At 49.2% G+C, this 25846-nt stretch carries 21 protein-coding genes and 2 pseudogenes; 5 read left to right on the forward strand and 18 right to left on the reverse strand.

Annotation, left to right across the window (positions count from 1 at the left end):
- Positions 1 to 17: 17 nt before the first annotated feature.
- The 3 genes from EJL91_RS06485 to EJL91_RS06495 all read right to left on the reverse strand — a co-directional run bounded on the left by EJL91_RS06485 (position 18) and on the right by EJL91_RS06495 (position 3461).
- A complete protein-coding gene (locus EJL91_RS06485) occupies positions 18 to 1802 on the reverse strand; it encodes a B12-binding domain-containing radical SAM protein (protein WP_125141169.1) in 1785 nt (594 codons plus the stop codon).
- Between the two features lies 1 nt (position 1803).
- A complete protein-coding gene (locus tag EJL91_RS06490; protein ID WP_125142082.1) occupies positions 1804 to 2298 on the reverse strand; it encodes a deoxycytidylate deaminase in 495 nt (164 codons plus the stop codon).
- Positions 2299 to 2378: 80 nt separating this feature from the next.
- The gene (locus EJL91_RS06495; RefSeq protein ID WP_125141170.1) at positions 2379 to 3461 is read right to left on the reverse strand and encodes an L-threonylcarbamoyladenylate synthase; all 1083 of its coding nucleotides are present in this window, start codon (positions 3459 to 3461) and stop codon (positions 2379 to 2381) included.
- A gap of 203 nt (positions 3462 to 3664) precedes the next feature.
- On the opposite strand from EJL91_RS06495, the gene EJL91_RS06500 reads away from it, so the two are divergent.
- Positions 3665 to 4375 carry an N-acetylmuramoyl-L-alanine amidase gene (locus tag EJL91_RS06500; protein ID WP_125141171.1) on the forward strand — a complete coding sequence of 237 codons (711 nt, stop codon included), beginning with the start codon at positions 3665 to 3667 and terminating at the stop codon, positions 4373 to 4375.
- A gap of 854 nt (positions 4376 to 5229) precedes the next feature.
- Here the strand turns inward: EJL91_RS06500 and EJL91_RS06505 are convergent.
- The 13 genes and pseudogenes from EJL91_RS06505 to EJL91_RS25235 all read right to left on the reverse strand — a co-directional run.
- Positions 5230 to 5823 (reverse strand): hypothetical protein, encoded by a 594-nt coding sequence (locus tag EJL91_RS06505; protein WP_125141172.1) that lies wholly within the window; start codon positions 5821 to 5823, stop codon positions 5230 to 5232.
- A 296-nt stretch (positions 5824 to 6119) separates the two neighbouring features.
- Entirely contained in the window at positions 6120 to 6992 is an 873-nt protein-coding gene (locus EJL91_RS06510; RefSeq protein WP_125141173.1) for a YitT family protein, read from the reverse strand.
- Between the two features lie 82 nt (positions 6993 to 7074).
- Positions 7075 to 8481, reverse strand: a complete 1407-nt coding sequence (locus EJL91_RS06515) for a sigma-54 interaction domain-containing protein (RefSeq protein ID WP_125141174.1) — start codon at positions 8479 to 8481, stop codon at positions 7075 to 7077.
- Positions 8482 to 8659: 178 nt separating this feature from the next.
- A complete protein-coding gene (locus EJL91_RS06520; protein ID WP_125141175.1) occupies positions 8660 to 10024 on the reverse strand; it encodes a sodium/glutamate symporter in 1365 nt (454 codons plus the stop codon).
- Between the two features lie 70 nt (positions 10025 to 10094).
- Positions 10095 to 11204, reverse strand: coding sequence for a tyramine oxidase subunit B (locus tag EJL91_RS06525; protein WP_125141176.1), 1110 nt, complete (start codon positions 11202 to 11204; stop codon positions 10095 to 10097).
- 23 nt (positions 11205 to 11227) lie between these two features.
- On the reverse strand, positions 11228 to 12391 hold the full coding sequence (locus EJL91_RS06530) for an alanine dehydrogenase (RefSeq protein WP_125141177.1): 1164 nt from the start codon (positions 12389 to 12391) through the stop codon (positions 11228 to 11230).
- 375 nt (positions 12392 to 12766) lie between these two features.
- Entirely contained in the window at positions 12767 to 14599 is a 1833-nt protein-coding gene (gene ggt, locus EJL91_RS06535) for a gamma-glutamyltransferase (RefSeq protein ID WP_125141178.1), read from the reverse strand.
- 298 nt (positions 14600 to 14897) lie between these two features.
- Entirely contained in the window at positions 14898 to 16040 is a 1143-nt protein-coding gene (locus EJL91_RS06540) for a succinylglutamate desuccinylase/aspartoacylase family protein (protein WP_125141179.1), read from the reverse strand.
- 12 nt (positions 16041 to 16052) lie between these two features.
- Positions 16053 to 16199, reverse strand: coding sequence for a hypothetical protein (locus EJL91_RS24520; protein ID WP_009297281.1), 147 nt, complete (start codon positions 16197 to 16199; stop codon positions 16053 to 16055).
- A 15-nt stretch (positions 16200 to 16214) separates the two neighbouring features.
- Complete coding sequence (locus EJL91_RS06545; RefSeq protein ID WP_125141180.1) at positions 16215 to 17483, reverse strand: TRAP transporter large permease subunit; 1269 nt, start codon at positions 17481 to 17483, stop codon at positions 16215 to 16217.
- Positions 17484 to 17555: 72 nt separating this feature from the next.
- Positions 17556 to 18203, reverse strand: coding sequence for a DUF6305 family protein (locus tag EJL91_RS06550; protein ID WP_125141181.1), 648 nt, complete (start codon positions 18201 to 18203; stop codon positions 17556 to 17558).
- A gap of 56 nt (positions 18204 to 18259) precedes the next feature.
- On the reverse strand, positions 18260 to 20098 hold the full coding sequence (ggt, locus tag EJL91_RS06555) for a gamma-glutamyltransferase (RefSeq protein WP_125141182.1): 1839 nt from the start codon (positions 20096 to 20098) through the stop codon (positions 18260 to 18262).
- 42 nt (positions 20099 to 20140) lie between these two features.
- Positions 20141 to 20473 (reverse strand): annotated as a pseudogene (locus tag EJL91_RS25235) (DUF6783 domain-containing protein); the annotation flags it as partial.
- Between EJL91_RS25235 and EJL91_RS25240 the strand changes: the two are divergent.
- From EJL91_RS25240 to pgsW, 4 genes and pseudogenes are all read left to right on the forward strand, one after another.
- Positions 20411 to 20647 (forward strand): annotated as a pseudogene (locus EJL91_RS25240) (DUF6783 domain-containing protein). The pseudogenes EJL91_RS25235 and EJL91_RS25240 sit on opposite strands and share 63 nt — an antisense overlap.
- A gap of 206 nt (positions 20648 to 20853) precedes the next feature.
- Positions 20854 to 21972, forward strand: a complete 1119-nt coding sequence (pgsB, locus tag EJL91_RS06560) for a poly-gamma-glutamate synthase PgsB (RefSeq protein ID WP_164516768.1) — start codon at positions 20854 to 20856, stop codon at positions 21970 to 21972.
- Positions 21965 to 22372 carry a poly-gamma-glutamate biosynthesis protein PgsC gene (gene pgsC / locus EJL91_RS06565; protein ID WP_125141183.1) on the forward strand — a complete coding sequence of 136 codons (408 nt, stop codon included), beginning with the start codon at positions 21965 to 21967 and terminating at the stop codon, positions 22370 to 22372. The genes pgsB and pgsC overlap by 8 nt, the downstream gene beginning before the upstream one ends.
- A 225-nt stretch (positions 22373 to 22597) precedes the next feature.
- On the forward strand, positions 22598 to 23665 hold the full coding sequence (gene pgsW, locus EJL91_RS06570; protein ID WP_125141184.1) for a poly-gamma-glutamate system protein: 1068 nt from the start codon (positions 22598 to 22600) through the stop codon (positions 23663 to 23665).
- A 22-nt stretch (positions 23666 to 23687) separates the two neighbouring features.
- Here pgsW and EJL91_RS06575 read toward each other — a convergent pair whose 3' ends face one another.
- Together EJL91_RS06575 and EJL91_RS06580 are read right to left on the reverse strand one after the other, a co-directional pair.
- Positions 23688 to 24299 (reverse strand): response regulator, encoded by a 612-nt coding sequence (locus EJL91_RS06575; protein ID WP_125141185.1) that lies wholly within the window; start codon positions 24297 to 24299, stop codon positions 23688 to 23690.
- Positions 24268 to 25668, reverse strand: a complete 1401-nt coding sequence (locus EJL91_RS06580) for a sensor histidine kinase (protein ID WP_125141186.1) — start codon at positions 25666 to 25668, stop codon at positions 24268 to 24270. The genes EJL91_RS06575 and EJL91_RS06580 overlap by 32 nt, the downstream gene beginning before the upstream one ends.
- Positions 25669 to 25846: the final 178 nt, after the last annotated feature.

Below are 25846 nucleotides of genomic sequence, written 5' to 3' on the forward strand. Positions count from 1 at the left end.
CTGTGTAGTTTAGTTTGTCAAATTTCTGCTGGTATAAGGGCGCCTTCTTTCATGACCAGCCTGAACGATCTGGCGTTTCCCAACAGGGCGTCCCTGTTTTTATAGTCAAACAGAACCACGCTGCCGTCTCCCATCCCCTCGGCATGGGCCATCTTGCTGATCTGCCTGGAATCGTACTCCTCATATCCTTTCAAAAGGAAAGGACATTTCGCCTCGCCTATGAAAAACTGCTTTACAGCCTCCTTAAACGGTGACTGTTCCCTTGCAAATGAGGGGCGGCTCTTCACATTTTCCCTGAGGTAGAGGTCGTACATCAAAAGATCACGGTACCGCTCCGCCTTTTTCCCATTCTGAATATCCGGGACATTTTCATTGATAAAACGGAACAGAATCTCATAACGGGCCAGGCGGCTGTGGCTGATTCCCGTAATCCGGTTTTCCTCATAGTAGTCCGCGAGCGCCTGGAACAGGTCAAAAGGCTCGTCAAATTCCTTCACAAGTTCCTTCAGAACCGTTCTGAACTGTCCGCTGTTATAGTGAACCTCCACCATCTCCTCCACGCCTTTTAACCTGATTACATCACCGTAACTGAGCCATCTGGTGGAAAGTACCTCGTAGGGCGGCTGCGACTTATAGAGCAGGCCGTATTCACCGGCCATCTCCTCCATATAAGAGCCCTTCAGCACCTTCAGGAATCCCAGCTGAAGCTGCTCCGGCTCCATGCGGTATACATCGTTAAATGATTTTCTGAAGCTCTCATAATCCTCATAAGGCAAACCGGCAATCAAGTCGAGATGCTGGTGGATATTGCGGAAGCTGTTGACCCGGTGCACGTTGTTTTCCAGTTTCACGAGATCCATCTTCCTCCGAATCTCCCGGATGGTATCGGGATTCGTGGTCTGGACGCCGATTTCAAGCTGGATTAATCCCGGCCTCATCCGTTGCATCAGCGCCATCTCATCCTCATCCAGAAGGTCCGCCGATATCTCAAAATGAAAGTTCGTCACTCCGTTGTCATGCTCCAGGATGAATTTCCAAATCTCCATGGAATGGCTTTTCTTACAGTTAAAAGTCCTGTCCACAAATTTCACCTGGGGCACGCGCCTGTCCAGAAAAAAGGAAAGTTCCTTCTTCACCAGGTCCAAATCCCGGAACCGCACCGTCTTGTCAATGGAGGAAAGACAGTAACTGCATGAAAAAGGACAGCCCCGGCTGCTCTCATAGTAAATAATCCTGTGTTCCAGCCCTTCCAGGCTCCCGTAGGAAAAAGGGATCCGGCTCAAATCCATCAGGGGAGCAGCCGTCCCGGTATGAATGCTGCCGTCCTTGTCCCTGAAGATCAGTCCCGGCTGCGCGGACAGAAGAGTTGGGTGTTCTTCCGACATATACTGCTCCACCAGGTGGTAAAAGGTCTCTTCCCCCTCACCTGCCATAATTCCCTTTACCTCCGGCAGTTCTCTGAGGACCGCTTCCGCATCGTAGGAAACCTCCGGGCCGCCGAGCCAGATCTGCACCTGCGGCAGCACCTTTTTCAAATCCCTGACAAGTTCCTTCACATAAAGAATATTCCAGATGTAGCAGGAAAATCCCACCACATCTGGACTGCGTCTGTAAATATCCTGTAATATCAATTCCATCTGATGGTTGATGGTATACTCCCCCATCTCTATCTGTATCCCGGGAAGCTCCTCCCCCTGCGCTTTCCTGCTTGCAAACATATCCTGCGCATACTTGATCAGGCTGTAGATTCCCAGATTGGAATGGATATATTTTGCGTTGATTGCCGCCAGTAAAAATTTCATTTTATAATGAAACCTCTATCTTTCTTCCCGTATGGTTATACTGATAATATCTGACCCCCGCCGAATCCAGCATACGCTTGGATGCGCGGACCGCCGGTGTGTTGCCGTATTTGTCGCTGTCGTATACCAGGGTTTTGATTCCGGCCTGGATAATTGCCTTTGCACACTCGTTGCAGGGGAACAGCGTCACATAAAGCTTACTGCCCTCCAGGCTGCCGCCCCTGTAATTCAGGATTGCATTCAGCTCGCTGTGGGTGGTGTAAAAATATTTTGCATTGTAGGGATCATCCGACTCATGTTCCTTTCCCCATGGGAATTCATCGTCCGGGCATCCCTTCGGAAAGCCGTTATATCCCATGGACAGGATTTTGTTATCATCGCTGACAATGCAGGCCCCCACCTGTGTGCTGGGATCCTTGGACCGCATTGCGGAAAGCTTGGCTACGCCCATAAAATATTCATCCCACGTGATATAGTCATTCCTCTTATCCGACATATGCAGCCCTCCCCGTATCTTTACCTGCTTCTCTTCCATTATAACCTCCCGTGTCCTTCAAAGTTCATGTTAATTATTGGTTACAGTTCAGCCTCCGGCCAAACCTTTACTATCCGGTATCCCGCAGCCTTGTTGAGCCTGTTCATAATCGCCTGTCCCAGATGATCGGCCGGAAATCCTTCCGAAAACAGATACTGGGCTCCTAAATCATCAAATTCCCTGAGGACGGCGTACAGATTATGGGCAACCGTCTCCTCTTTCGCCCTCTGGCCTATGCTCCTCACCATCCCAGCGGGGTATGAGTCCCTTGTCTCATCGGTGCAGATAATTCCTACCTTATATCCCTCTAAAAGCTTTTCAGCCGCCAGGCGGTTAATCTCAGAGACCACTCTGTCCTGCGGCCCCTCAACCAATGTCAGATCCGCATTGGGGGCATAATGCCTGTATTTCATTCCGGGCGCCTTCGGCTTTAAATCCGGACTTACCGGACCAAGAATCGCCGGGTCGACCCTGACTTCCCCGGCCACCGATTCGAGCATCTCCATGGTCACCGCACCCGGCCTCAGAAGCACCGGCACCTCTTCCGTCACATCCACAATTGTGGACTCCACGCCGATCCCCACCGGACCGCCATCGATAATCATCTCAATCCGGCCTTCCATATCCTGATAAACGTGCTCCGCCCTCGTCGGACTGGGCCGCCCCGATGTATTGGCGCTGGGAGCCGCCACCGGCACCCCGGCCAGCCGGATCAGCATTCTCGCCACCGGATCGGACGGCATCCGTATTGCCACCGTATCAAGCCCTCCCGTCGTTCCCAGAGGCACAAGAGCGCTCTTGGGAAATACAAGGGTCATCGGTCCCGGCCAGAACGCCTCGGCCAGCTTTCTCCCCATCTCCGGTATCCGGCTGACTAAGGGTTCAATCCCCTCAAAATCCGCCACATGGGCAATCAGGGGATTGTCCGAGGGTCTTCCCTTGGCCTCATATATTTTCCTGGCGGCCTTCTCATCCAGCGCATTGGCTCCCAGGCCGTAAACCGTCTCCGTCGGGAACGCGACAAGTCCCCCGTGTTTCAATATTTCTGCCGCTTCTTTAAGATATTCAAGCTCTTCGCCTGTAAAATTTCCTTCATCTGACACTTTTAATACTTTTGTATTCACTGCTGCGTCTTCTTTCTATAATAAAGTAAACAAATATTTTTGTTTTTTATCATAGCACATGGGCGGGTGGGGTGCAAGAGAATCTAAGGAGGGAATTGAGAAATGAGGACGCCCCCTCTCCCAACTAAACATCCTTTAATCCTGCATGAACAGCAAATCCCGGAATATACTTTTTATAACCGTTATTGATTTCAGGTGAAAATGTGTTAAAACGGATAGCAAAGCGGCTTACAGTAGAGGCGGCAGCCGGATTTGTGCTGCTGGCCGGTATTTTTATGATGACGCGGTACGCGGGCCTGTCTGTGTCCGGGACCAGCGTACATATCGGAAAGGAGAAGCCCGTTGTCGTGCTGGATGCCGGGCACGGCGGGAATGACCCGGGAAAAGTGGGTGTGGACGGGAGCCTCGAAAAGGATATCAACCTGGCGATTACGCTCAAGGTCAAGGAGTATCTGGAGCAGTCCGATGTGGACGTTGTGCTGACCAGGGATGATGACAAGGGGCTCTATAAGTCCAGCGACAGCAGCAAAAAAATGGCGGATATGAAACAGCGCTGCCAGACGATTGCGGAAACCGATCCCGACATCGTAGTCAGTATCCACCAGAACAGCTACCATCAGGAGGCCATCTCGGGCGGTCAGGTATTCTACTATAAAGGCTCAGATAAAGGAAAAAAACTGGCCGAAAAAATACAGAAACGGTTCGATTACGTTTTGGGTGAAAAAAATACGAGACTTGCCAAAGCAAACGACAATTACTATCTTCTCCTTCATGTGAAATGTCCTATCGTCATCGTGGAATGCGGTTTTCTGAGCAACTGGAGCGAGTCAAAAATGCTGAATTCCGAAGATTATCAGGACCGGGTTGCATGGACTATACATATGGGGATTATGGAGTATCTGAATCAGAGATAAAATAGGGGGTGGTTGAGAAATGAGGACGCCGCCGTCAGGCCGGGGACCGGGGTGGTGAGGGGGATCGATGCGTCTTTCGTCCCGGCGTCAGGTGGTCGCGGGCGGGGAATCCGGGCAGAAAAAGTTCCTGCGGGAAACGCTTGCGCTCGTTGGAGTACATAATGGTACTAACCTCGAAAAGACCTCGGTAAGTACCAATGAACTCCCAGGTTCCCTCCGGAATCTTTTTCTCCCTTCTTCCCCGCAGGAAGGTTATGACCGGGACGAAAGACCCAGCCAAGACGGCTGCCCGGCCCCCGGACTGCGGCGGCTGATCTGTCCTATTTCTTCAAGGGGGGGAGGCACTTGTCGCTGCCGCTACGTTTCCCCAGATGCCTGAAAACTACATTCTGTTCACTATGAGACTATGGAAACTTATAAGATTATAATCTTAGAGTATTTATTCTAATACTCTTTTTATGCAGCCCAGGATTTCGTCAGAATGTTAAATAGCTGCGACTATATCGTGGAAGCGACAAATACCACCACCCCACTTGACGAAAGAGACAATCAGCCCCTGAAGCCGGCGGACGGGGCAACAACCTTCCCTTAGTCTTCAGTCCCGCCGACCACCTGCCCGGGGAAGGAAGGAGAAAACTTTCCGAAGGGGACCTTGGAATCCGCCGGTGCTTGCTGAGGTCTTACACGAAGCTAGCATCCGCTGCGCATTCCACCAGCGGGAGCGAGTCCCCGCAGGAATTTTTTCTCCTGGATTCCCCCTCACCACACCCTACCAACCGGGACTGAAGACTCATATCCAACCTCCCACTCCCCCGTCCGCCATCTTACAGAGGCGTCCTCGCATCTCAACTAAACTAAATCTCTTTTTTTGCATCAAATCCCCCCGGCAGATACTGTTCCGGGATTATTTTCTCATAATCTATATCGGTAAAGCCGTTACAGAATGTCAATTCCACATAAATCAGCCTTTTCCCTGCCTCATCCGCTATTGCATAAATATAACCATAGTCACTGGCGCTGACGGCCAGGACGGGATAGTTGAACCCGGTGGCTCCGTAAATCAAATCATGTTTCGGGTATTGTTTCGCCTTCAGGCGGGCCGTCTCCGCTTCGTAGTCCTCCTCATCGCAGGTATAGACCAGATAACCCAGGTAGCATGGGTCCCAGGGATTATAATACTCATAGTAAAAGTCTTCCGTTTTGGCTGATTCCGGCAGCTTTTCCGGGAAAATATCATTAATTACGAGGTAGGACTCACCTGTTTTCTTTTTAATATCGGCGTGTTCCGTCCTGTGGATTCCCTCCGGTCCAAAATATGCTTCATATTTGGCAATGTCTTTTACTACCGTCCTCTCTGTCCAATTGGAAACAAAAAACAGAACAGCTCCCCCAATCAGAAGGAACACCGCGATAACGGTAATCAAAACAATCTTTACAGTTTTTTTCATAGATGGCTCTCCCTTTCTTTTACTCCGGGTAAATTGACTTCCATTTTGGGTACAGGCTTTCCTCCTGTATCCGCCTATCTTCCGGATTCCATAGCGCATATGGCACAGAATACGGGATGGCATATAGAATTAACTTATATATTTTGTAATTCTATCACATAAACCGATCATCCCGATGACAATATCCTTAAATTTCCATGACGTACTTTTTAATTTCCGGATTACTATTCCAGAATAAAAGAAAAAAGTGCATATGCCGAAGCACATACACTCTTTAATAATTGGTTTATCATGTTTTACTGTACCGCATCCGAAAAGTCCTTAAATCCCAGCCCGAATACCTCCGTCGTCTCCGTTACCATGACAAAAGCATTTTCGTCTGTTTCCTGGATAATTCTCTTGAGGCGGGAAAACTCCGATTTTCTCACCGTACACAGGACAACCGTAGTATCCTGGCCGCTGTATGCCCCTTTTCCGGGAAGTATCGTGGCGCTCCGGTCTAATTCCTGTATAATGCGCTTTGCAATCTCATCGGCACGGCTTGTGATAATGGATGCATTGCTCCCCGCATCACCTCCGTAAATGATGGTGTCGATCACTTTTGTCTGTGCATACAGGCTGATCATGCCAAACAGCGCCGCATCTACATTATGGAATACGAATGTGGAGAGCGACAGAATAATCCCGTCTATTATCAGCAGCGCACGTCCGATTTGGACATGGGGATATTTCTTCTGCATCAGATATCCGGCCACATCGCTCCCTCCCGTCGTGGAACCGGCCATGAATATAAATGCCATTCCGATCCCTACCAGGATTCCGCCGTAGAGACTGCTCATCATCCTGTCCCCCATGTAAAGCGGACATATCGGCGCCACCACATAATCCAGGATAAAAGAACAGATTCCGCAGGCCACCGCTGTGCGGATGGCAAACCGCCGGCTTAAATAAAACCATGCCAGGATGAGCAGCGGTAAATTGACCATGAGGGTCATCCGCCCCACCGGCAGTCCGGTAATATAATTGATCATCAGGGCGATACCGACCGCTCCTCCGGGTGCAATGTTAGCCGGCACAATAAAACTCTGAGTGCCTGCACTGTATATAAACGCTCCTATAATCAGAAGCAGTCCGTCTCTTACTGATCCTTTATTAATCTTTCCGCTCATGTTGTTATGCCTTTCTCCCCGCCGGCCCTGAAAAATTTCCTCGCTAAAGGTTTCCTTCCGGGCTTACGCGTCCCGAAGGCACTTAACGGAGGATTCCGTATTGTTGAATTTTTCTTTGCAGGGTCTGCCTGGGTATATCAAGAATTTTGGCAGCCTCCGAGATATTGCCCCTGGTGACCTTCATCGTCCGGACAATGATGCTCTTCTCGTAATCATCGACCGCCTCTCGCAAAGAGGAGCAAAGGGTATTTCCCTCCTCCGCATTTTCCTTTGGAGTACTTGTCATTTCGTTGAATTTATCCTCTATGTCCTCAAGCTTCAGCATATTGCTGTTCTCACCTACCATACTCATACCGTAGACAATGATATGCTCCAGTTCCCGGACATTGCCGGGCCAGTCATATTCCTCCAGCCTTGCTATCAGCTCTTTTGAAACGTATTGTACCTTCTTATTAAACGTCGTATTATGTTTGTTTACATAAAATTTGACAAAATGCGCAATATCCTTCTTCCGCTCCCGCAGCGGAGGAATTGTAATGGACATCATACTGAGCCTGTAATAAATATCACGGCGCAGGTTTCCTTGCTCAATCGCTTTCAGCGGTTCTGTATTGATGGCGGCGATAATCTTCACATCCACCGTCTTGACATCCCTCGCTCCCAGACTTCTGAAATGCCCGTCCTGCAGAACACGCAGCAGCTTGGACTGAAGGTGGATCGGCATAGAGTTAATCTCGTCAAGAAACAGTGTTCCGCCATCCGCCAATTCAAACAGGCCCTTATTTTCCGTAGCACCCGTGAAAGCGCCCTTAGCCGTTCCGAAAAGAATGCTCTCAAGCAGTGTGTCAGGAAGGGCGGCGCAGTTCTGGGCGATGAAAGGTTTCCCCTTTCTGGCGCTGGTGTTGTGGATCGCCTGGGCAAACACTTCCTTGCCAGTCCCCGTCTCACCGTATATCATGACAGGCAGATCACAGGCAGCGACAATTTTTATATACTCCCTGGCCTTCTGCATCTTTTCATCCACCGCGATAATGTCACCGATTGTAAAGGTGGCCGTGTCACGGCTGAGCAGCTTTCCCGAACCGCCTATGGGAAAAAAGGCAGAACTTAACTCAATCCGCTCCGAATCTTCTGTCTCCGCTGCATTTTCCTGCATGGACAGATCAATGGCGCCGACGATTCTCTTACCGCTTTTAATTGGAATGGACAGAGAGGTGATACGAATCCCCTCCTGTCCCTCAGCCTTCAGAAGCTGGTTCTCCACATAAACCGGCAGTCCCAGTTCCATGGCTTTGATGGTCGTGCTCGTCTTCGGATCCAGATTTTCGTAGACATCTAGAAACTTTTTACCGACCAGATCATAATTCTCCTCCTGGCTGGAGAGCTTGTTGTTCAGCTTGGCTGTGAACAGAATCTCTCCTTCCAGGTTTATAATTGTAATACCGTCAATATATCCTTTTCCGTGGAACAGTTTTTCCATCAATTCCATAGTTACATCCCCCTTTGCTCTGTTTCCCCGTCCTGTTTCCATAAAATAGCTAAAAACAACACTTAAGAAAATAGTATCAGAGTTTGGATGGGATTACAATATGTCAGATGCCCTGTTCCGTTTCATAACTTAGACCTCTCCGCCGTTCATTCCGCGTTCGACAGACGGTTTTTCCCCATCACTCTTCCCCTTCAGCGGGACGGTCTAACGGGAGCTTCAGCCACCACCATTTGAATACAATGTTGGCAATTATGCAGGCCGCCAGTATTGCCAGATAAATGCCGACAAACTTCCAGTGGTTTCCATTTAGCAGCATCATTGGACCTACGGACCAGGCAAACATCTCAATCGGCGTCGTAAACGGCGCGGCGAAAGCCGTATCATTCAGAGTTTTGGACAGATTATCCGGATCCACGATACGAAGAAGGATAAATCCAATAGCGAATACACCTGTGGAATAACCGAATACGAAGATGGAACGCTCAAACCAGCTCCCCTTGTTCATAGCAGGGCCGAAGAACATTAAAGTAATCACTACGATGACTATACCGCAGAGCAGCAGAAGCGCCAACGGAGCCGCATATTTAATAATGACCGAAATCTTGATGGATGCAATACCGAAAAATACAAGATAGTCCGTGGCAGTTCCCGAGATTCGGCTGATTATGTTCTCATCTATGTATTTGCTGACTCCCACCTTCTTAAATGCAAGGAACATGGCGATGGCAATCAGGAAAGCAACCAGATAGGTCGGCAAATCAAGGCCTGTCACACTAAGGATCCATTTATTAAGAAGCATGCCTGCGCCGGATGCCACCAGAAGAATAGCAAGATGCCAGGCCAGAGGATCTAAGACCATGGAAGATACCGTCTCCACACCCATGGATTTACGTTTTTCATTTGGAATCAGACCGGTTTTTAAGTCACCGGAGATATACTGGAAGCTCTTAATGTATTTTGTCCAGCCTTTCTTTGTACCCATCTTGATAAAGAAGAGGCCGCCGAAAATACCGGAGAGAATTCCTACTGTAGCGCATGTCATTGCGATATCCATGGCGTCCGGATCTCCCAGTCTCTGGAAGGTGGAACCAACTGCCGCCGCCGTTCCGTGACCGCCTGAAAAACCGGCTGCCAGAAGCAGGCCAAAGCCGTAGTTGATGTCCGGGAACAATTTGGAAATCACAAGGATTGCAAACAGCGGAGCAAGGCTGAACTGGATAACCTGGGCCAGTACTTTATAGGAGAAGTAGGAACCGATTCGGTCCACTTCCGATCGGAAATCATTTTTTGAAAATGAGAATCCGTTGATTCCGACTGCTGCAAAAATTACGATGATCAGCACACCGGCGTAAGAACCAATCCCTTCGGAAAACGGCAGGATATTCAGTCCCTGGCTTCCTAGCGCCAGTGCGATAAAACCGGCAATCATACTGGCCGGAACGAAGAATTTCTGCACTACCTTTACCTTTGCACGGATCAACTGCCCGATCATAATAAACAGCGACGCTAACGCAAAATCAAGTAAAAAATCATTTACACTCATATAACCCTCCTGTATTCGTATTTACCGGCCCGGGAATTACCCCGCATACCCGGGCCGTCTGTCTTCTGTATCAGGGTTCTCCCCAGAGATTCAGCTTTGTTCCAATTCCCTTTTCCAGTGCATTCCGGTAAATGGTATGGCCCCACGCCAAGTCCTCTATCGGCATCCCGTCCATGATAAATATCACCTTTTCCCTGTCGTTAAGCCTGCCTTCCGCCTTGCCTGCCGCCACATCTCCCAGTCCGGTGATATCCTCCTTCCGGATTTTACCGCTCCAGACCAGATCCATCATGAATCCGCAGATGCCGCTCAAATTCTTTGCAAAACCGCCAGGGACATTACCCAGTTCTTCCGCATATGCCTCGTACATCTCCCAGTTGTCAACCACGATACGCGAACTCTTCATCAGTGACTCACTGATATCCGCGCTGGCCGGCAGGGTCAAGAGAGCGCCCTCGCCGAGCCATTCGTCTTCGATGCGGGGAGACACGCTGCCCGATGTGGCCACATTAATCACATCGCTGCCTCTGACCGCCTCCTCCACGGAACCGGCCACCTTCACCGCCACACCGTACTTCTCTTTCAGTTCTTCGGCATACCGGGAAGCGGCCTCCATATCAATGTCGCAGATGCGGATTTCCCGGATTGTCTTCAGGACATCCATCAGGGAATCCAGACAGGCTCTTCCTATCACGCCGATACCGATGGCGCTCAGCACCTGAGCCTGGTTTTTCGCAAAGTATTTAGCTCCCACTGCCGGGATAGCCCCGGTCCGCGCCGCGCTCAGGGCGTTTGCGGACATAATGGCAATAGGCGCTCCCGTATCGGGATCATTTAGCACCGTAGTCAGAATCGAGCGTGGAAGTCCTTTATCCTGGTTGGCAAGATTGGAACCGTACCATTTCTCGCCGCAGACGTGGAAACGGCCTCCGAGATAAGCCACCAGGGCCATAAATCTCCGATCCGGCCCCTTTACCGGCATTCCCGGGAACTCCGTCTCTTTCGGGAAATAAATTTTAATTCCATGGGAGTTATGATTTGGGGCACCCATCAGATAATCTCCCTGTCCCAGAAGATCAAATACTTCATCCATCACCTGTATGCAGGTATGTACGTCGCCCGCTCCCGCCTCCACGGCCTCGGCCTCCGTCAGAAATAAAAAGTCCAGATTATGGTTCATCCCCGTATCCTCCTTTAAGTTTCTTAGAGTTTAATAAAGTTATCGGATTTCGTACTGGTTGCCGCCGGAGCCGGATCCAGTTTTTTATCCGCAATATTTAAAATGTCTTCCGGACGAATCCATGGTCTTCCCTGAATTCCGCTGGTTTCCTCATGTGTCAGGTAACCCTTGTATGCGGTAAGGCTTCTTCTCAGGAAGCCGTCCCTTGCGCAAGCCTCGGCTACTCCGTTGTTCATAATGCTTCTGAAGTGAGGAAGCACGGAAGCGGCGTATGCGATGGAAGTGGACTGTGAAATAGCTCCCGGGATGTTGCTTACGCAGTAATGTACAACTCCCTCCTCGATATAACGCGGGTCTGCATGGGTTGTCTCATGGAATGTTTCAATGGCTCCCACATCATTGCTGATATCAACGATAACGGAACCTCTCTCCATGGAACGCACCATCTCACGGTCAATCAGGAACTCTTTTGCCGTTTTCGGCCATTTAACGCAGTTGTAAACCACATCAACTTCAGGAAGAAGTTTCTTAATATTATAACGGTTGGAAATCTGAGTATTTACTTCCTCGTTAAACTGTTTTCCAATCTCACGGAGTGTTCCGATATTGATATCCATTACAGTTACCCAGGCTCCCAGGGAATGAAGAACGGAAGCAACGGATTTACCAACAATGCCGCCGCCAAGCACCAGCGCCTTGATGCCGGGCGCTCCGCCCAGACCATTGACGAATTTGCCCTTGCCGCCGTTGATGGCCAGAAGTGATTCCAGGCCCATCAGAGCGCCCTGCTTGCCTGCCGCCTCACAGTTCGGTGAGCCGTAGCGGTGGGAATCCTCTGCAGTGAAAGCGATGCATTTGCTGTCCAGGATTGCCTGAACCTCTTCGCGGTGGGCTGCCGGATGGATACAGGTAAACACGATCTGATTCTCGCGGAGCAGGCCGTATTCACAAGGCTCGAATTCTTTTACCTTGGCAACAAAATCACATTCCTTATAAATCTCTTCCTTTGTATCAACCAGCTTTGCGCCCTCGGCAGCGTAAGCTTCATCACTGAAACCGGAACCTTCGCCTGCGCCCTTCTGCACATAAACCTCATGGCCATCCATTGCAATCATGCTTACCTCTGCAGGTGTGGCAATTACACGGTACTCCCCAACTTTGATATCCTTCAGTACTCCAAACTTCATGTTCCTTCCTCCATATTATATAATTTTATTTTCCGGTGAAATACAAAGCCGAATGACAGTATCACCGTTTTTTCCGCGGGTGTCCGCAGTTTTTTTCTTTACATTTATATAATAAGCAACTTGCGTGCCAACTTTTCAAAGGTAGTGAAAAAGTGTTGTAAACGTTGTAAAATGGGGGGCTTTTCCCCTCGCCATAAGTCCTGATACTTGCAGGTGCTCATTTTTGAGCAAACAAATCGCCCGTTTGTGAGCGATATGTGCCCAAAAATGAGCATTTGTATTTTGAAAAGAGACGCCGAATTTTGCTTCCGGCGTCTCTTTCTTCTTCTATTTCTATAACTAGTTGATTCTCACCCGTTTACACTCTGATTCCTCTTAATAGCCAAACGACTTGCTGTCACGCCTGAAATCGGATCCTCCGTACAGCTTACCGTCCTCGCCGTAAAATACTGCATTGGCGTTTCCAAAGTATTTATCAATATCTTCTTTCTTATCAACCTCATATCCCATTTCTATCAGTTCATTGATTACGTTATCGTCAATCCTGCCTTCATAGGCAACGGCTCCGGTGGCAGTGTTGAATATTCTCGGGGCGTTGATAGCCTCCTGGATTGTCATACCGTGGTCAATTACATTGCTGATAATCTGTGTCACTGTTGTGATAATCCTGGTCGCTCCCGGCGTCCCAAGAACCATGAACGGCGTCCCGTCCTCCTTCAGCACTACCGTAGGACTCATGGAGGATAACGGAGTTTTTCCCGGCGCTATGGCATTTGGTGAATCCGGATCTGCTGAGAAATCGTCCATCTCATTGTTAAAAATAAATCCGTATTCGTTCATCGCTACGCCGGACGGATAATTGTGTGTCTGGGTAACCGCAACCATATTACCGGCCTTGTCCGCTACTGAAAAATGGGTCGTATCCTTGTGCTCATAGGTCCATGGGTTTACTTCTTCATAAACTGCAGCCTTGTCCGGCTGAATTTGCTCCGCCTGTTTTTTCGCATACTCTTTATTTGTCAGGCCGCCGATTGGCACATCCACATACTCGGGATCTCCCATATATAAAGCTCTGTCGTTAAACGCGATTTTAAATGCCTCCGCCAGGTAGTGAAGATTCTCGGCAGAATTATGCTCCATTGACGCAACGTCAAAGTTTTCCAGGACATTTAAAGCTTCTACGACATGGGTGCCCCCGGATGACGGCAGTGGAGATGAAATAATCTGATATCCGCGGTATGTGCCTTTGACCGGCTCCATTTCTTTAACGGTGTAATTCTCAAAATCTTCTACCGTAAAGACCCCGCCGTATTTATTAATTCTGTCCACCATAGCCTGAGCCATAGGCCCTTTATAAAATGCATCTTTGCCTTCCGCGGCAATCTTTTTCAATGTCTTTGCCAGCGCCGGTGTTTTAAACAGTTCACCCACCTCATAGGTCATTCCGTCTTCTTTTAAATAGATATCCCCAAATTCAGGATAATCCAACATCCACCCATAGTAATCTTTCCACACTTCCGCCAGGTTTGGAGCAACATAAAATCCTTCCTCAGCCAACTTAATGGCCGGCTGCATGACCTCTTCCCAGGTGACATTTCCGGATCCGTATTTTTCAAATGCATAGCTGAGACCTGCTACCTCTCCCGGTACTCCGACAGACTTTCCGCCGATGGCCTTCTGATTGCCGATGACATTACCCTCACTGTCTTTCGGCCACATCTCCGGCGTTGCGGCCTGAGGCGCTCTCTCACGGAAATCCAGGAAAACAACTTCGCCGTCCTCGCTGTGGATTGTCATGAATCCTCCGGCTCCCAGACCCGAGTAATTGCATTCCACTACGCCCAGGGCAAAACCGACTGCAACTGCCGCGTCTACGGCATTGCCGCCGGCTTTCAGGATTTCTACACCGGCCTGGGACGCTTCCACCTTTGCCGAGGCGATCATGGCATTTTCGCCCGTCGCGTCTCTGTCCTCCATATTTACCTGACCTTCTTCATCCCAAAGGTACCAGCCGTTTCCATCCGTAACCCGGCCTGTTTCCGCTCCATCCTGTACTTCTGCCTGACTTTCTGTCTCAGCGGCTTTACTGGTTTCAGCTTCAGTGGACGGCGCTGCCGTCTCCTGCGGCTTTGGCGCCGAACATCCGGCCAGAGATACCGCCGTCATTACTGCTGCAAGGGATAAAGCCGTCAGCCTTTTTCTCCTCATACTATTTCCTCCTTCTCCTGTACCTTAAAAACAACGGGTGATATATAACCCCATGATATCCCGCCGGCCCTTCAGTGTCTACTTTTTCTCATTTTTCTCTCAGATTTTATTGTAGTTTTATGTATGTTTTCTATAAAATTATGTATTTTAAACATTATTATCTTTAAATCTTTGAATAGTTCTTGTTTTTTATTATTTAACACAAAAAAGAGCGCCCTGTCGGATAAATTATCCGAAGAACGCTCTCAATCTTATATTCTATTCAATTGCCTTATCGCCACTCAAAATCCCGCCGCAATTAATTCAGGTACTCACCCAGCTTATGTCCGCCTGTTGTCAGCTCCTCATAAGTCGGCAGTCCTGTCATAACAATCTCGCCCTTTTCACTTCCGTACACCTCGGTAAAGGCCTTCATATATTCCGTACAGCCCTGCAGATGTCTTCCGACACGCAGTTCCAGCGGAACGCCGTTCTCGTCGTAAGGGATGTAAAGATAGCCGAGTTTGGAGGCCTTCATGTAGCAGTTATCCTTACCTGTCAAAATCAGGTTTTCATCAATCTTACCGTGTAAGCGGCCCTGTGCCGGGTTTCCCGTTTCCATTAACAGAGCAAGGGTACCCGTATGATCGCCCAGCTCACGGTGAGTTAAGCCGTGGAGTGAAACAGGTGACGGCTCGAGGGACATATTAATCCCTGCCATCTGCAGTTCCAGGATACCCATGGACGCCATATCCATCGCTCTCTCATGGGCTACGGTTGCATTGATTGTAGGATACTCAGGGGATGCTTCATGAAGGTCCATCTCCATATCAATATTAAGGGTATTAATCATGTTTGTAATTGCATAAGCAATCTGTTCCGTCAGCGTGCCGTCCTCTACGCCCGGATAGGCGCGGTTGATATTACGCATCTCACTTCCGGACAGCGTCTGGCCCGATGTATGGGTATATACGTCCGGGTCCGGCCACTGGTCAATCGGGTTGGAGGCACGGGAGCCGTATACAAACTGGCGTCTTCCGCTCTCCGTCTCAATGTGGAAGAAGTGCGGTGAACCCTCCTGCGGGTCATTGTGGGTAAATGCGCTGTTGTCGGTTCTCGGAATTACGTAAACGGTTCCGGATTCCACTTTTCCGCTCTCAACCACGGTTACTGCCGCCATATGACCCGACGGCTCATTCGGGTGGGTTCCGCCCAGTATCAGGAACGAACCGCCCTCTTTTTCACCCTGCATCACGTAAACCGTCGTGTCGCCGAAGGTGCCTTTTAAATTTGCATTATAATCACTTAACTGGAAAGTGGATGTCACTCCCTCACCCGGGATAATCACTTCCTGGTAATGTCTGAAATCGTAAAAATCTTTTCCCGCAACCACTGCAACGGCAATACTTGCCACAGCGCAGACTGCTGTAACGAGATTTTTATGTGTCTTAAAAAATTCCATTTTCAGTCCTCCTTATTTAATCATCAGGACGCGCAGTAAAAGAGGTACCATTACCATACAAGCGTTCACCTTCATTGACGGAGCATCTTCTTTGTACATATCAATAGCTGTAAATACAAGGAATAAAAGCGCTATGGCTCTGTAAATCAATGTAATCATATCTGTATCCCCCTTTTAGAACAACGCTGCAAGCGATTTTGAGAAGTAGATGAATGCCATTCCGTAGACAAGCATTACTGCCATCGGAACCATACATCTCTTCAGAACCTTCACGTAGTTTTCCACGCCCGTAATCTTGGCTGCGAAAAGACCTGCCAGAGCGGTCGGCGGCATCATGTCGCCCAGAGCTGCGATGAAGGACAGAGCTGCAATTGTAAATACGGTATCCATATTCAGGAATGCCAGAGCAAACGGCACGCCGAGTACGGAGGAAGCGCCAAAGGATGAAACAGCGCCGAATAACGGGATGGATACGCCGGCTGCCAGCAGACGCAGATTCTCAGGAAGTCCAAGGCAGGTCATAACAATAAATCCACGGACGCCCGTCAGTGTCATTACCTGGATAAACATACCTACACCCATCAGGATTCCCATAACGGGAAGGGAGCTGTGAAGCGCCTCCTGAATGGTTTCCACCGGATTAACCTTGCGTCCTGTGAACAGGCCGACCGCCGCGCTGACTAAGAACATCAGAGGCATGCCGATATCCGGAATTACCTTGAAAATCTTTGTGAGCATCATCAGAATAACCAGTACGAACAGAGGGATATAAACGCGGAATCCGTATTTCTCAGCCACCTCTTTGTTCAGATGGGGCTCCATTTTTTCGTAATCCATATTCTTTGCCTGTTTCAATCCCAGGAATAACGCTGAGAAGATAGCCACCGGAATGGTCAGAAGCAGAAGGGGGATGCCGAATCCTACAAAGGGAACGTCAATTCCGCCGCCGATGATCATGGCCGGAAGGTTAACAGGAGGTGCAATCATGCCCAGCAGTCCGCCCATTGCGATGAGAGCCGCTGCTGTTACCGTATCGAGTCCCATAATCAGAAGAACCGGAGCCATGATACTTCCTGCGGACAGAACGGCCGCTGTGGAAGAACCGGTAATCATACCCGGAAACATGATAACCGCCATGATAAGGATCAGCAGAATCGCCGGATGTTTGTGGAACTTTTTGATAATAACGGCGCTCAGTGCATCCAGAGTGCCCGATTTTTCAACCACCTTCATAAATACCATGGCAGTTGCGATAACAAGAATTGTATCAATATAAGAGAAGGTACCTTCTACGAGATGCCGGATCGGAAGTCCCTCCCCGGCTACCAGACAGCCGCCGATAGCTGAAAGCATCATAGACACACCTACAGGAAGTTTTGCCAGGAAGCAGCCAACCATGAAGATGCCAATCATTGCAACGAAAATTATAAATTCGTGAGTCACTTTTTACTCCTTTCTGTCCCCTTGTAAAATTAAGGGGCCGCTTTACTGCGGCCCCATTTGACAGACTTTACATTATTTACCGAAAATTGTCTTGAGAGGCTCTACTGCTCCAACCTGGTTGTCAATGAAAGCAGTTGGAATTCCATTTTCTGTAACGATTCCTTTCATCAGGCCGTCGCTGTCACCTTCAGATACAATGATAGCCGCATCTGATGCTGCCAGGGCGTCCGGAATGAATTTGTCCGATAAAGTACCGCGTCTTGCGCTTCCGCCGATATGAAGGGCGATGATTGTCATACCCTGCTCTTGAGCTTTTGCAATAACACCTTTCACACGGTCTAACTCCTGGTTCTCATCAACACCTGCTGCGCCGAGTCCTTTGGAGCTTCCTCCGATAGCCAGCACCAGTGTCTTGTAGTTTCCTAAATCATCTGCCGTGACGGTTGAGTTTAAATCGGTCTCGATCTCACACTTTTTCATCAGAGTCTGGACTACGTTTACATCGGCGCTCTGTCCTACGCTTGTGAGGACGATCGGGCTTTCTGCGATGGCTTCCGTAATCTCTTTTACTTCTCCGGACGCTGCCGCTTCACCGCCTGCTGCAGGGGTCTCCTGTGCCGCCGGAGCCTGTGTTGCCACCGTGCTGCTTCCGCCGCAGGCCGTAAGGGAACCTGCCGCCATGGAAAGGCATAATGCTGCGATTGCTAATTTCTTCTTCATTTTCATATCTCCTTCTTCTCTGTGTTTTTAACCTTTTTAATTTCGGTTATCACTGATTAATAACCGAGTGCTTTACCGTCACGTCTTGGGTCGGCGCCGCCTAACAGCGTTCCGTCCTCACCGTACATAACAGCGTTTACAGAACCGAAAGTACGGTTGAATTCTTCGTTAGGCTCTACCGTATTGCCAAGTTCCTCCAGCTTCTTGATGGAGTCTGCATTCAGACGTGTCTCATACTGGATTGCGCTTGTGGCATTGTTGTAGAGACGCGGAGCGTCGATTGCCTCCTGCATTGTCATGTCAAAGTCAACTACGTTACTGATAATCTGCGCTACCGTTGTGATAATCTTTGTTGCACCCGGGGATCCCAGTACCATGAACGGTGAGCCGTCTTCTTTCAGGACAATCGTCGGGCTCATGGAGCTTAACGGCACCTTTCCGCCTGCAATTGCATTTGGCGATTCAGGATTTGCGGAGAAGTCATCCATCTCGTTGTTTAATACAAAGCCGTATCCGTCCGGAATAATTTTTGCTCCGAAGAGGCCGTTTACGGTCTGTGTTACGGAAACCATGTTGCCTTCTGCGTCTGCCACTGAGAAGTGTGTGGTATCCTCATGCTCATACTGCCATGGGCTGATCTGCTCATATTTACTTGCAACAGCCGGGTCAATCTGTGCAGCCAGTTCTTTTGCACGTTTTTTAGAGAGAATTCCGTTGACAGGAACATCTACGTAGTCAGGGTCACCCATGAATTCTTCACGGTCGTGGAAGCACATTTTGAATGCCTCTGTCATAACATGAAGCTTCTCAGGGGAATCAAATCCCATTGCTGCAATATCAAAATTTTCCATGATATTCAGAGCTTCGATTACATGTGTGCCGCCTGAAGACGGAAGCGGGGAAGAAATAATCTTGTATCCGCGGTATGTACCGGTTACAGGTTCCATAACCTTAACCTCATAGTCTGCCAGATCCTGCATGGTGAACAGGCCGCCGTATTTATTGACAGTATCAACCATCTTCTGTGCGATTGCGCCTGTGTAGAATGCCTCTGCGCCGCCTTCGGAGATTGCTTTCAGTGTCTTTGCCAGATTCGGATTTTTAAATGTATCCCCTACCTGGTAGTTTAATCCGTCCTCGTTCAGGTAAACATTGCCGAACTCAGGATAATTTACCATGGCGTCGTAGGAACCGAACATATCATTGTAAAGTGTCGGTGTTACAATGTAACCTTCCTCGGCCAGTTTAATGGACGGTGCAATAACATCTGCCCATGTAACGTTGCCGGAACCGTACTTCTCAAATGCATATTCCATTCCTTTTACATTTCCAGGAATGCCGACTGATTTTCCGCCGATGGACTTCTGGTTGCCGATTACATTGCCTTCGGCATCCACCTGCCACATATCCGGTGTTGCCGCCGCCGGCGCTTTTTCACGGAAGTTTACGAAAACATCTTCTCCGTCTGCGCTGTGGATTGTCATGAATCCGCCTCCGCCGATACCGGAAGAGTTAGGCTCTGTAACGCCCAGTGCGAAAGATACGGCTACTGCTGCGTCAACCGCGTTTCCGCCTGCTTTCAGGACTTCAAGTCCTGCTTTGGACGCCTCATATTTACCGGATGAAACAACGGCTGTTTTTCCTTCCGCACCTCTGCCTTCCAGGGTCAGATTACCGTTTTCATCCCAGAGGTACCATCCTTCTCCGTCAGTCACACGGTTTCCGGCAGAAGCTTCGCCTTCCTCGGTTCCTGTCATCTCGGCTGCCGATTCGGCCGGCTTTGTCTCTGCTGCGCTTTCGGCCTGGGTCGAAGCCGTCTGGCCGCCGGAGCATCCTGTCATGACCGCCATCAGGGCTGCCATTGAGAGTGCAATAAGTTTTTTAGACTTTCTCATAAATTTCCTCCTTTTCCTGTTCCCATTAAAAAGTTGATAAGGTTATGATAACCATGCGAAACTGTTTTGTCTATTTTTTCCCATTTTTCTCGCAAACGGGGGGGAAATTTGTTCAAGTTTTACTTTTAGTTGATTGGGAGGACGCGGTGGGGCGGGGGAGTGATGGTGAAGGGGGAGGTTGTGAGTCTTCAGTCCCGGGGAGGGGAGTCGTTGAGGGGGAATCCGGGCGGAAAAGATTCCTACGGGGACTCGCTCCCGCTTGTGGAATGCGCAGCGTCTGCTAGAGCATGTTTGAAAATTGCTTTCCGTCAGATGTACGTCACACTTTGTGGGAGATTTTGTCGCGATGAAGGAGGCGTAGTGGGCTACGCTGACTGAATCGGGACAAAATATGCCGCGAAGTGGGGCGTGCAGATGGCGGGAATGAATTTTCAGACACGCTCTAGCTTCGATAATACCTCAGCAAGCAGCGGCGGATTCCAAGGTCCCCTGCGGAATGAATGGAGTGGGCGTATTGTCGCGGCCGGAGGAGAGGCCGGGTTGGGATAAGTGTCGTGGGGGCTCGTGGGAGCGTACCTCTTTTTTCTCATATTTCTCTCTAACAGTTGGGCCGGTTCTTTTTGATTTTTGGAGGTTTTGCTGATATGATGGAAGGAATAGGGGATGTAATGTTGCTGTTCACTCGGGATGTATTCCGCGAGGTGTTTTCATGTGTTTTTCGTAAAAATCCCCGATGTAATGTGGCAGGGGGTGTTATGATGGGGGTTTTTGTTGGATTTTTTACGGTTATGATTTTGTATTTTGTCATTGAAAACAGGATTAACCGCGCCTGTCTGGCTTCTTTTAAGGCTGTGATTCATGTGAATGGAATTCGGGGGAAAACTTCTACCTGCCGGTATATTGACGCTGCATTGAGGAGCCAGTATAAGGTTTTTACGAAGACGACCGGCACGGATGCGATGATGATTCATGCGGATGGGCGGGAGACTCCCGTCAGGCGGCTGGGGCCTGCTAATATTCATGAACAGCTTCGTATTATCCGCCTGGCCCGCAGGGAAGGGGCGGAGGTTCTTGTCCTGGAATGTATGGCCGTTAACCCGGAACTTCAGAAGATTGCCCAGGAACAGATCGTGAGGAGTAATATTACGGTAATTACTAATGTCCGTTATGATCATATTTTTGAAATGGGGGACTCTCTGGAAGAGATAGCTGCTTCACTGTCCTCAACGATTCCGGAACATGGGACGCTTTATACAGCCGACCGGAATGCCGCCGCCATGTTTGAGGAGAAGTGTAAAGAACGTGACTGCCGGCTTGTGTTCTGTCCTTCCGGTTGCGTGGCGGAGGAAAATATATCGATTGCCAGGGAGGTTTCGGCCTCTCTCGGGGTTACGGAAGAAGAATTTGCAAAGAGCCTTTCCAACGTGAAAGAAGACTTCGGAACGAAGCGGATTTACCCGATAACCAACAGGAACGGGGAAGTTTTCCACTTTCTCAACCTTTTTTCCGCCAATGATCCACAATCCACCAGAAATAATGTGGAAGATGCGGGAAACGGGTATTCCAGTATCTATTTTCTCTATAATCACAGAGAAGACAGACCCGACCGCGCCCTCCTGTTTGCCCGGTATTTTTTTCCGCACTATAAAAATTCTCCCGTATTCCTGACCGGAAAAGGAGCCTTTCTTCCAAAGCGCCTTTTCTCCAAAGCCGGGCTGACCGATCTCAGAGTGACTCCCAATTATAAAGACTGCCTTGATTTACCGGCCGGATCCCTGCTCATCGGCATCGGCAATATTAAAGGGCCCGGGTACGAGATGATAAAATCACTGGAAGAACAATCTTTAGAAGAGCGAGGTAGCCGCAATGAATGATATCCTTCTTTTGGGAATCTTTTTAAGTCTGCTGTTCACGGAACTGACCGACCTGTCTCCCGGCGGAATCATTGTTCCCGCCTATTTTGCCATGTATGCCTATGACTGGAAACGGCTGCTCGGAACGGTAATCCTCTCCCTTCTGTGCATGGTCATCGTCCACTTCATGTCCAAATATATGATTCTGTACGGCCGGAGGCGCTATGCCGTCTATGTTATGACCGGAGTCCTGCTCAAGTTTCTGTTTGGTTTCCTGGGCGCCGGAGCCGCCTTTTCAATCGGCAGCCTCATTCCCGGAATCCTGGGCCGTGACATGGAGAAACAGGGCGTTCCAAAGACGCTGATGGGGCTTGGCATCGTGACACTGCTGACGCGCCTGATTTACATAATCGTGAGATAGGTTGCAGTTCAGCCTTCGCCAAACTGCAACAAAATGATGCACAGAAACGGTGAAAAGCACCGTTGATTGTAATGAAAAGTCCGCATCGCGCACTTTTCGTTGCGTCGCGCCGCGTAACTCGGGATTTTCGCAAAAAATATGCGAAAACACCTCGCGGAATGCATCATGACTGAGCTGTTACTAAGATAGCCCTTTACGGGCATCCCAAACATGTGAGGTAGTTTAATGAAACTGAAACAATACTGGCGTTTCCTGATCGTATTCTTCTTTCTTCTCTGCTCCCTTCTCATCGTGGAACAGACGAAAACACTGACCAAAAAAGAGAACGCGGCCGTGATGCTGGACGCCTCAGCCCGGATGGAACGTGCTCTGTCCGCTCTGAACGAAGAAAAGCAGAACCGCGGATATAAGATTTCCCCCCTCGACGACCCGAACGCCACCGGTATGATCGGGGAATCTTACACGGAAATCACGACAACCCTCGGCAGCCTGGAATCCAAGCGCTCGACGACAAATCCCAATACCGCGGCCATGGTGGTGGATATGCTGACGCAGTGCGGCGTAAAACAGGGCGATACCGTTGCGGTAAACCTGTCCTCATCCTTTCCCTGCTTAAACATCGCTGTTCTCTGTGCGCTGGATGCCATGGGCCTCAAAGGCTCCGTCATGAATTCGGTGGGCGCGTCCACCTACGGGGCGAACCTGCCCAATTTTACCTATCTGGACATGGAACATTTTCTGCTGGAGCATCAGTACCTGTCAAACCATTCCTCCTGTTTTTCCCTGGGAGGACAGGACGACATCGGCAGGGAGATGCCGCAGGAAGTAAAGGATTCCATTACGGCCCGGCTGTCCGGCTATGGTTACCGATTCCTGTATTACGAAGATTTGGAGGAAAATATAAATGCCCGGCTGTCCATCTATGAGGACGGTGGGGAACCTGCCTGCTTTATCAACGCCGGAGGCAATCTCATGTCCTTTGGAGGCGGAACCGAGATGGTTTCTGCGGCAAACGGCATCATAAGGCCCGGCAGAACTGAGGTAAAAGGCCACGGTCTGATTCCTCTTTTCCTGAATAGAGGAGTCCCGGTTATTCACCTTCTGAACATGAAGGGCCTGCTGCCGTCCTACGGTCTTCCTTTTGATCCCTCACCGGTTCCGGTCGCAGGAGAAGGCGGCGTTTATGAAACATGGCAGTATAACCTGCCCCTGGCAGCCGCTCTCGTGGCCGTCGGCCTGCTTCTGCTTGTCTGGGCGTCCAAACATTACCCCCACAGAAAAATCCCCCTGTAGCTTCCGCTATGGGGGATTTCCGTTATATCCATCTGTACAGCGTCCTCGGACGGCCCATGTCACCATAGGAATACTGCTGTTCTACCCTGCCTTCTTTTACCAGATACTGCAAATAGCGGTACAGGGTCTTCTTCTTAATCTGCGTAATATCCTCCAGCATGTCGATATCCAGAAACTCCGTGATCCCCTTCATCTGATCCTCAATCTTCTGTAGCGTCACCTTGCTGATTCCCTTGTCGTAACTCTCATAATACTGGCTTTTCTCATGATACTGGAGATGAACCTTGATTCTGGAAATCAGATCCACCGCCTTAATCGGCTTCAGGGAATAGTCATTTGCCCCGGCATTCATAAACCTGGACACGATATGCTCTTCCTCTTCAATCGTCAGGACGATAATCGGAACCTTGGGCAGTTTTTTCCGGATTTCCTTTACTGCAGATATCCCATCTACCCCAGGCATGTGGTAATCCACCAGGATCAGGTCTATCTTTTCTTTCTTTATGTATTTCTCCGCCTCCTCATATCCGGCAGCCAGCAGAGGCCTCCATCCCTGAAAATTAAAAATCTGCTCCAGAGTATAGAGGATGTCCCTGTTATCGTCAATTGCCAGAATTGTTTTCATACTCTCCATTTGGCTGCTCCCCCTTCCGTAAACAAATCACCACTTTTGTGTAGCGTCCTTTTTCACTTTCAACCCGCACTTCGCCCTTATGGTTCTCGATCACCTGTCTGACAAAAGGAAGTCCCAGTCCGGTGGACTGTTTTTCCGAATATCCGAGTTCCCATATATGATCCATCTTCCACGGCTCAATGCCTGTCCCGTTATCGGCTACTGTGATGCAGACAAACTCCTCCTGCTCCTCCACGGTGAGGCAGATCTTTCCCGTTTCCTTGTTCACCGCGTTGTAAGCGTTGGTAATCAGATTGATTACCGCTCTGGACAGGCGGATTTTATTTCCCGTTATCACGGTTTCCGGACAGCCTATCTCATACTCCAGCATTTCCCTCGGCACCTGAATGGATACCTGGGCTAAAACCATCTTCATCAGTTCCTCCACCTTCATCGGTGAGTGCCTGTTTTCGTACAGAATTTCCGAAATCATCATGCTCATCGAAGTCAGGGAAGAAGAAATCTTCTTGAAATACTCCTGTATCAGTCCATCCTTCTCCATCATCTCAGCAAGGCTGACCAGCCCCTGGACAATCGTAAGAGGTGTTTTTAAATCGTGGACAAGGCTCTGGACCTCGCTTGAATTCCTCATCTTTAGAGCCTCTATCTGGGTATGGTACAGCTCTTTTTCCACCTGTCTCGTCTTCTCATTGGAGATTTTCAGTTTATGTTCCTTATAGAGCAGCTGTACCTGAATCAGCGACGTATACAGAAAAGAGAGAAACATACTTAATGCGAAAACGGTGAGCAGATTTTTTTCCTCCATAATTCCGGCTGCAATTTTCACATCCATGGAAATCTCGCCGCGGCCGAACCCATAATCGGATAAATGCGGTATTACATCCAGCCACTGGATGCTCATCAGCAGGGAGGCAACTATCAGCAGCTTATTAAGCATACTGACGGAAAACAGATTCATATAGGACAGCAGAAGGACAAAACCAATCAGAATAAGAGCCGGTATGCCAAGGTCATACCGGATTCCGTATATCCTGTAGATTACATCGTAAATCAGCACGATCAGAGACAGCGTAAAGACAACATTAAATGCAAAGCGCTTTTTCCCGTACAAATACACATGCACCGATTCATTAATCAGGAATGCCCCCAGATAATGGGGAACCGCACGGATTACATTCATCATAACGAGTTTAAGAGCTGCGATAATCAGGTAACTGGCCCTGTCGTTCATCATTCCGGCACGGAGTGATTCGTATATGCCAAGCTGCTCCTCCATGATGATCGCAGGTCCCGCCACACCCAGAAGAGCCAGGACGCAGCCCTGGATAAATAACTTCGAATTATACTGAATTCCCACTTTCTTTTCCATACCCATCCCTGCCTATTCATGCACATCGGTCCGAACGCCTCTCCCCCGACAGAAGCATCTCTTGCTGATAGTATATAATATTGCCGGCCTTTTTTCAATTCCTATACATAAAGCCCTGCCGTAAACTACTGTGCGGCAGGGCTCGTGTTCTTCTGAAAATATCGTTTTTATTCTTTTA

It is taken from the genome of Clostridium transplantifaecale, from assembly GCF_900626075.1.
In the GTDB taxonomy this organism is placed as follows: Bacteria; Bacillota; Clostridia; order Lachnospirales; family Lachnospiraceae; genus Otoolea; species Otoolea transplantifaecalis.

Bases quoted from the DNA above. Each gene is read 5' to 3' on its own strand.
- pgsW (WP_125141184.1), top strand. From the start codon at position 22,598: ATGAAACTGAAACAATACTGGCGTTTCCTGATCGTATTCTTCTTTCTT.
- ggt (WP_125141178.1), bottom strand. From the start codon at position 14,599: ATGAGGAGAAAAAGGCTGACGGCTTTATCCCTTGCAGCAGTAATGACG.
- EJL91_RS06510 (WP_125141173.1), bottom strand. From the start codon at position 6,992: ATGAGCGGAAAGATTAATAAAGGATCAGTAAGAGACGGACTGCTTCTG.
- pgsC (WP_125141183.1), top strand. From the start codon at position 21,965: ATGAATGATATCCTTCTTTTGGGAATCTTTTTAAGTCTGCTGTTCACG.
- EJL91_RS24520 (WP_009297281.1), bottom strand. From the start codon at position 16,199: ATGATTACATTGATTTACAGAGCCATAGCGCTTTTATTCCTTGTATTT.
- EJL91_RS06520 (WP_125141175.1), bottom strand. From the start codon at position 10,024: ATGAGTGTAAATGATTTTTTACTTGATTTTGCGTTAGCGTCGCTGTTT.
- ggt (WP_125141182.1), bottom strand. From the start codon at position 20,098: ATGAGAAAGTCTAAAAAACTTATTGCACTCTCAATGGCAGCCCTGATG.
- EJL91_RS06575 (WP_125141185.1), bottom strand. From the start codon at position 24,299: ATGGAGAGTATGAAAACAATTCTGGCAATTGACGATAACAGGGACATC.
- EJL91_RS06525 (WP_125141176.1), bottom strand. From the start codon at position 11,204: ATGAACCATAATCTGGACTTTTTATTTCTGACGGAGGCCGAGGCCGTG.
- EJL91_RS06485 (WP_125141169.1), bottom strand. From the start codon at position 1,802: ATGAAATTTTTACTGGCGGCAATCAACGCAAAATATATCCATTCCAAT.
- EJL91_RS06580 (WP_125141186.1), bottom strand. From the start codon at position 25,668: ATGGAAAAGAAAGTGGGAATTCAGTATAATTCGAAGTTATTTATCCAG.
- EJL91_RS06530 (WP_125141177.1), bottom strand. From the start codon at position 12,391: ATGAAGTTTGGAGTACTGAAGGATATCAAAGTTGGGGAGTACCGTGTA.
- EJL91_RS06515 (WP_125141174.1), bottom strand. From the start codon at position 8,481: ATGGAATTGATGGAAAAACTGTTCCACGGAAAAGGATATATTGACGGT.
- EJL91_RS06540 (WP_125141179.1), bottom strand. From the start codon at position 16,040: ATGGAATTTTTTAAGACACATAAAAATCTCGTTACAGCAGTCTGCGCT.
- EJL91_RS06505 (WP_125141172.1), bottom strand. From the start codon at position 5,823: ATGAAAAAAACTGTAAAGATTGTTTTGATTACCGTTATCGCGGTGTTC.
- EJL91_RS06550 (WP_125141181.1), bottom strand. From the start codon at position 18,203: ATGAAGAAGAAATTAGCAATCGCAGCATTATGCCTTTCCATGGCGGCA.
- EJL91_RS06490 (WP_125142082.1), bottom strand. From the start codon at position 2,298: ATGTCGGATAAGAGGAATGACTATATCACGTGGGATGAATATTTTATG.
- pgsB (WP_164516768.1), top strand. From the start codon at position 20,854: ATGATGGGGGTTTTTGTTGGATTTTTTACGGTTATGATTTTGTATTTT.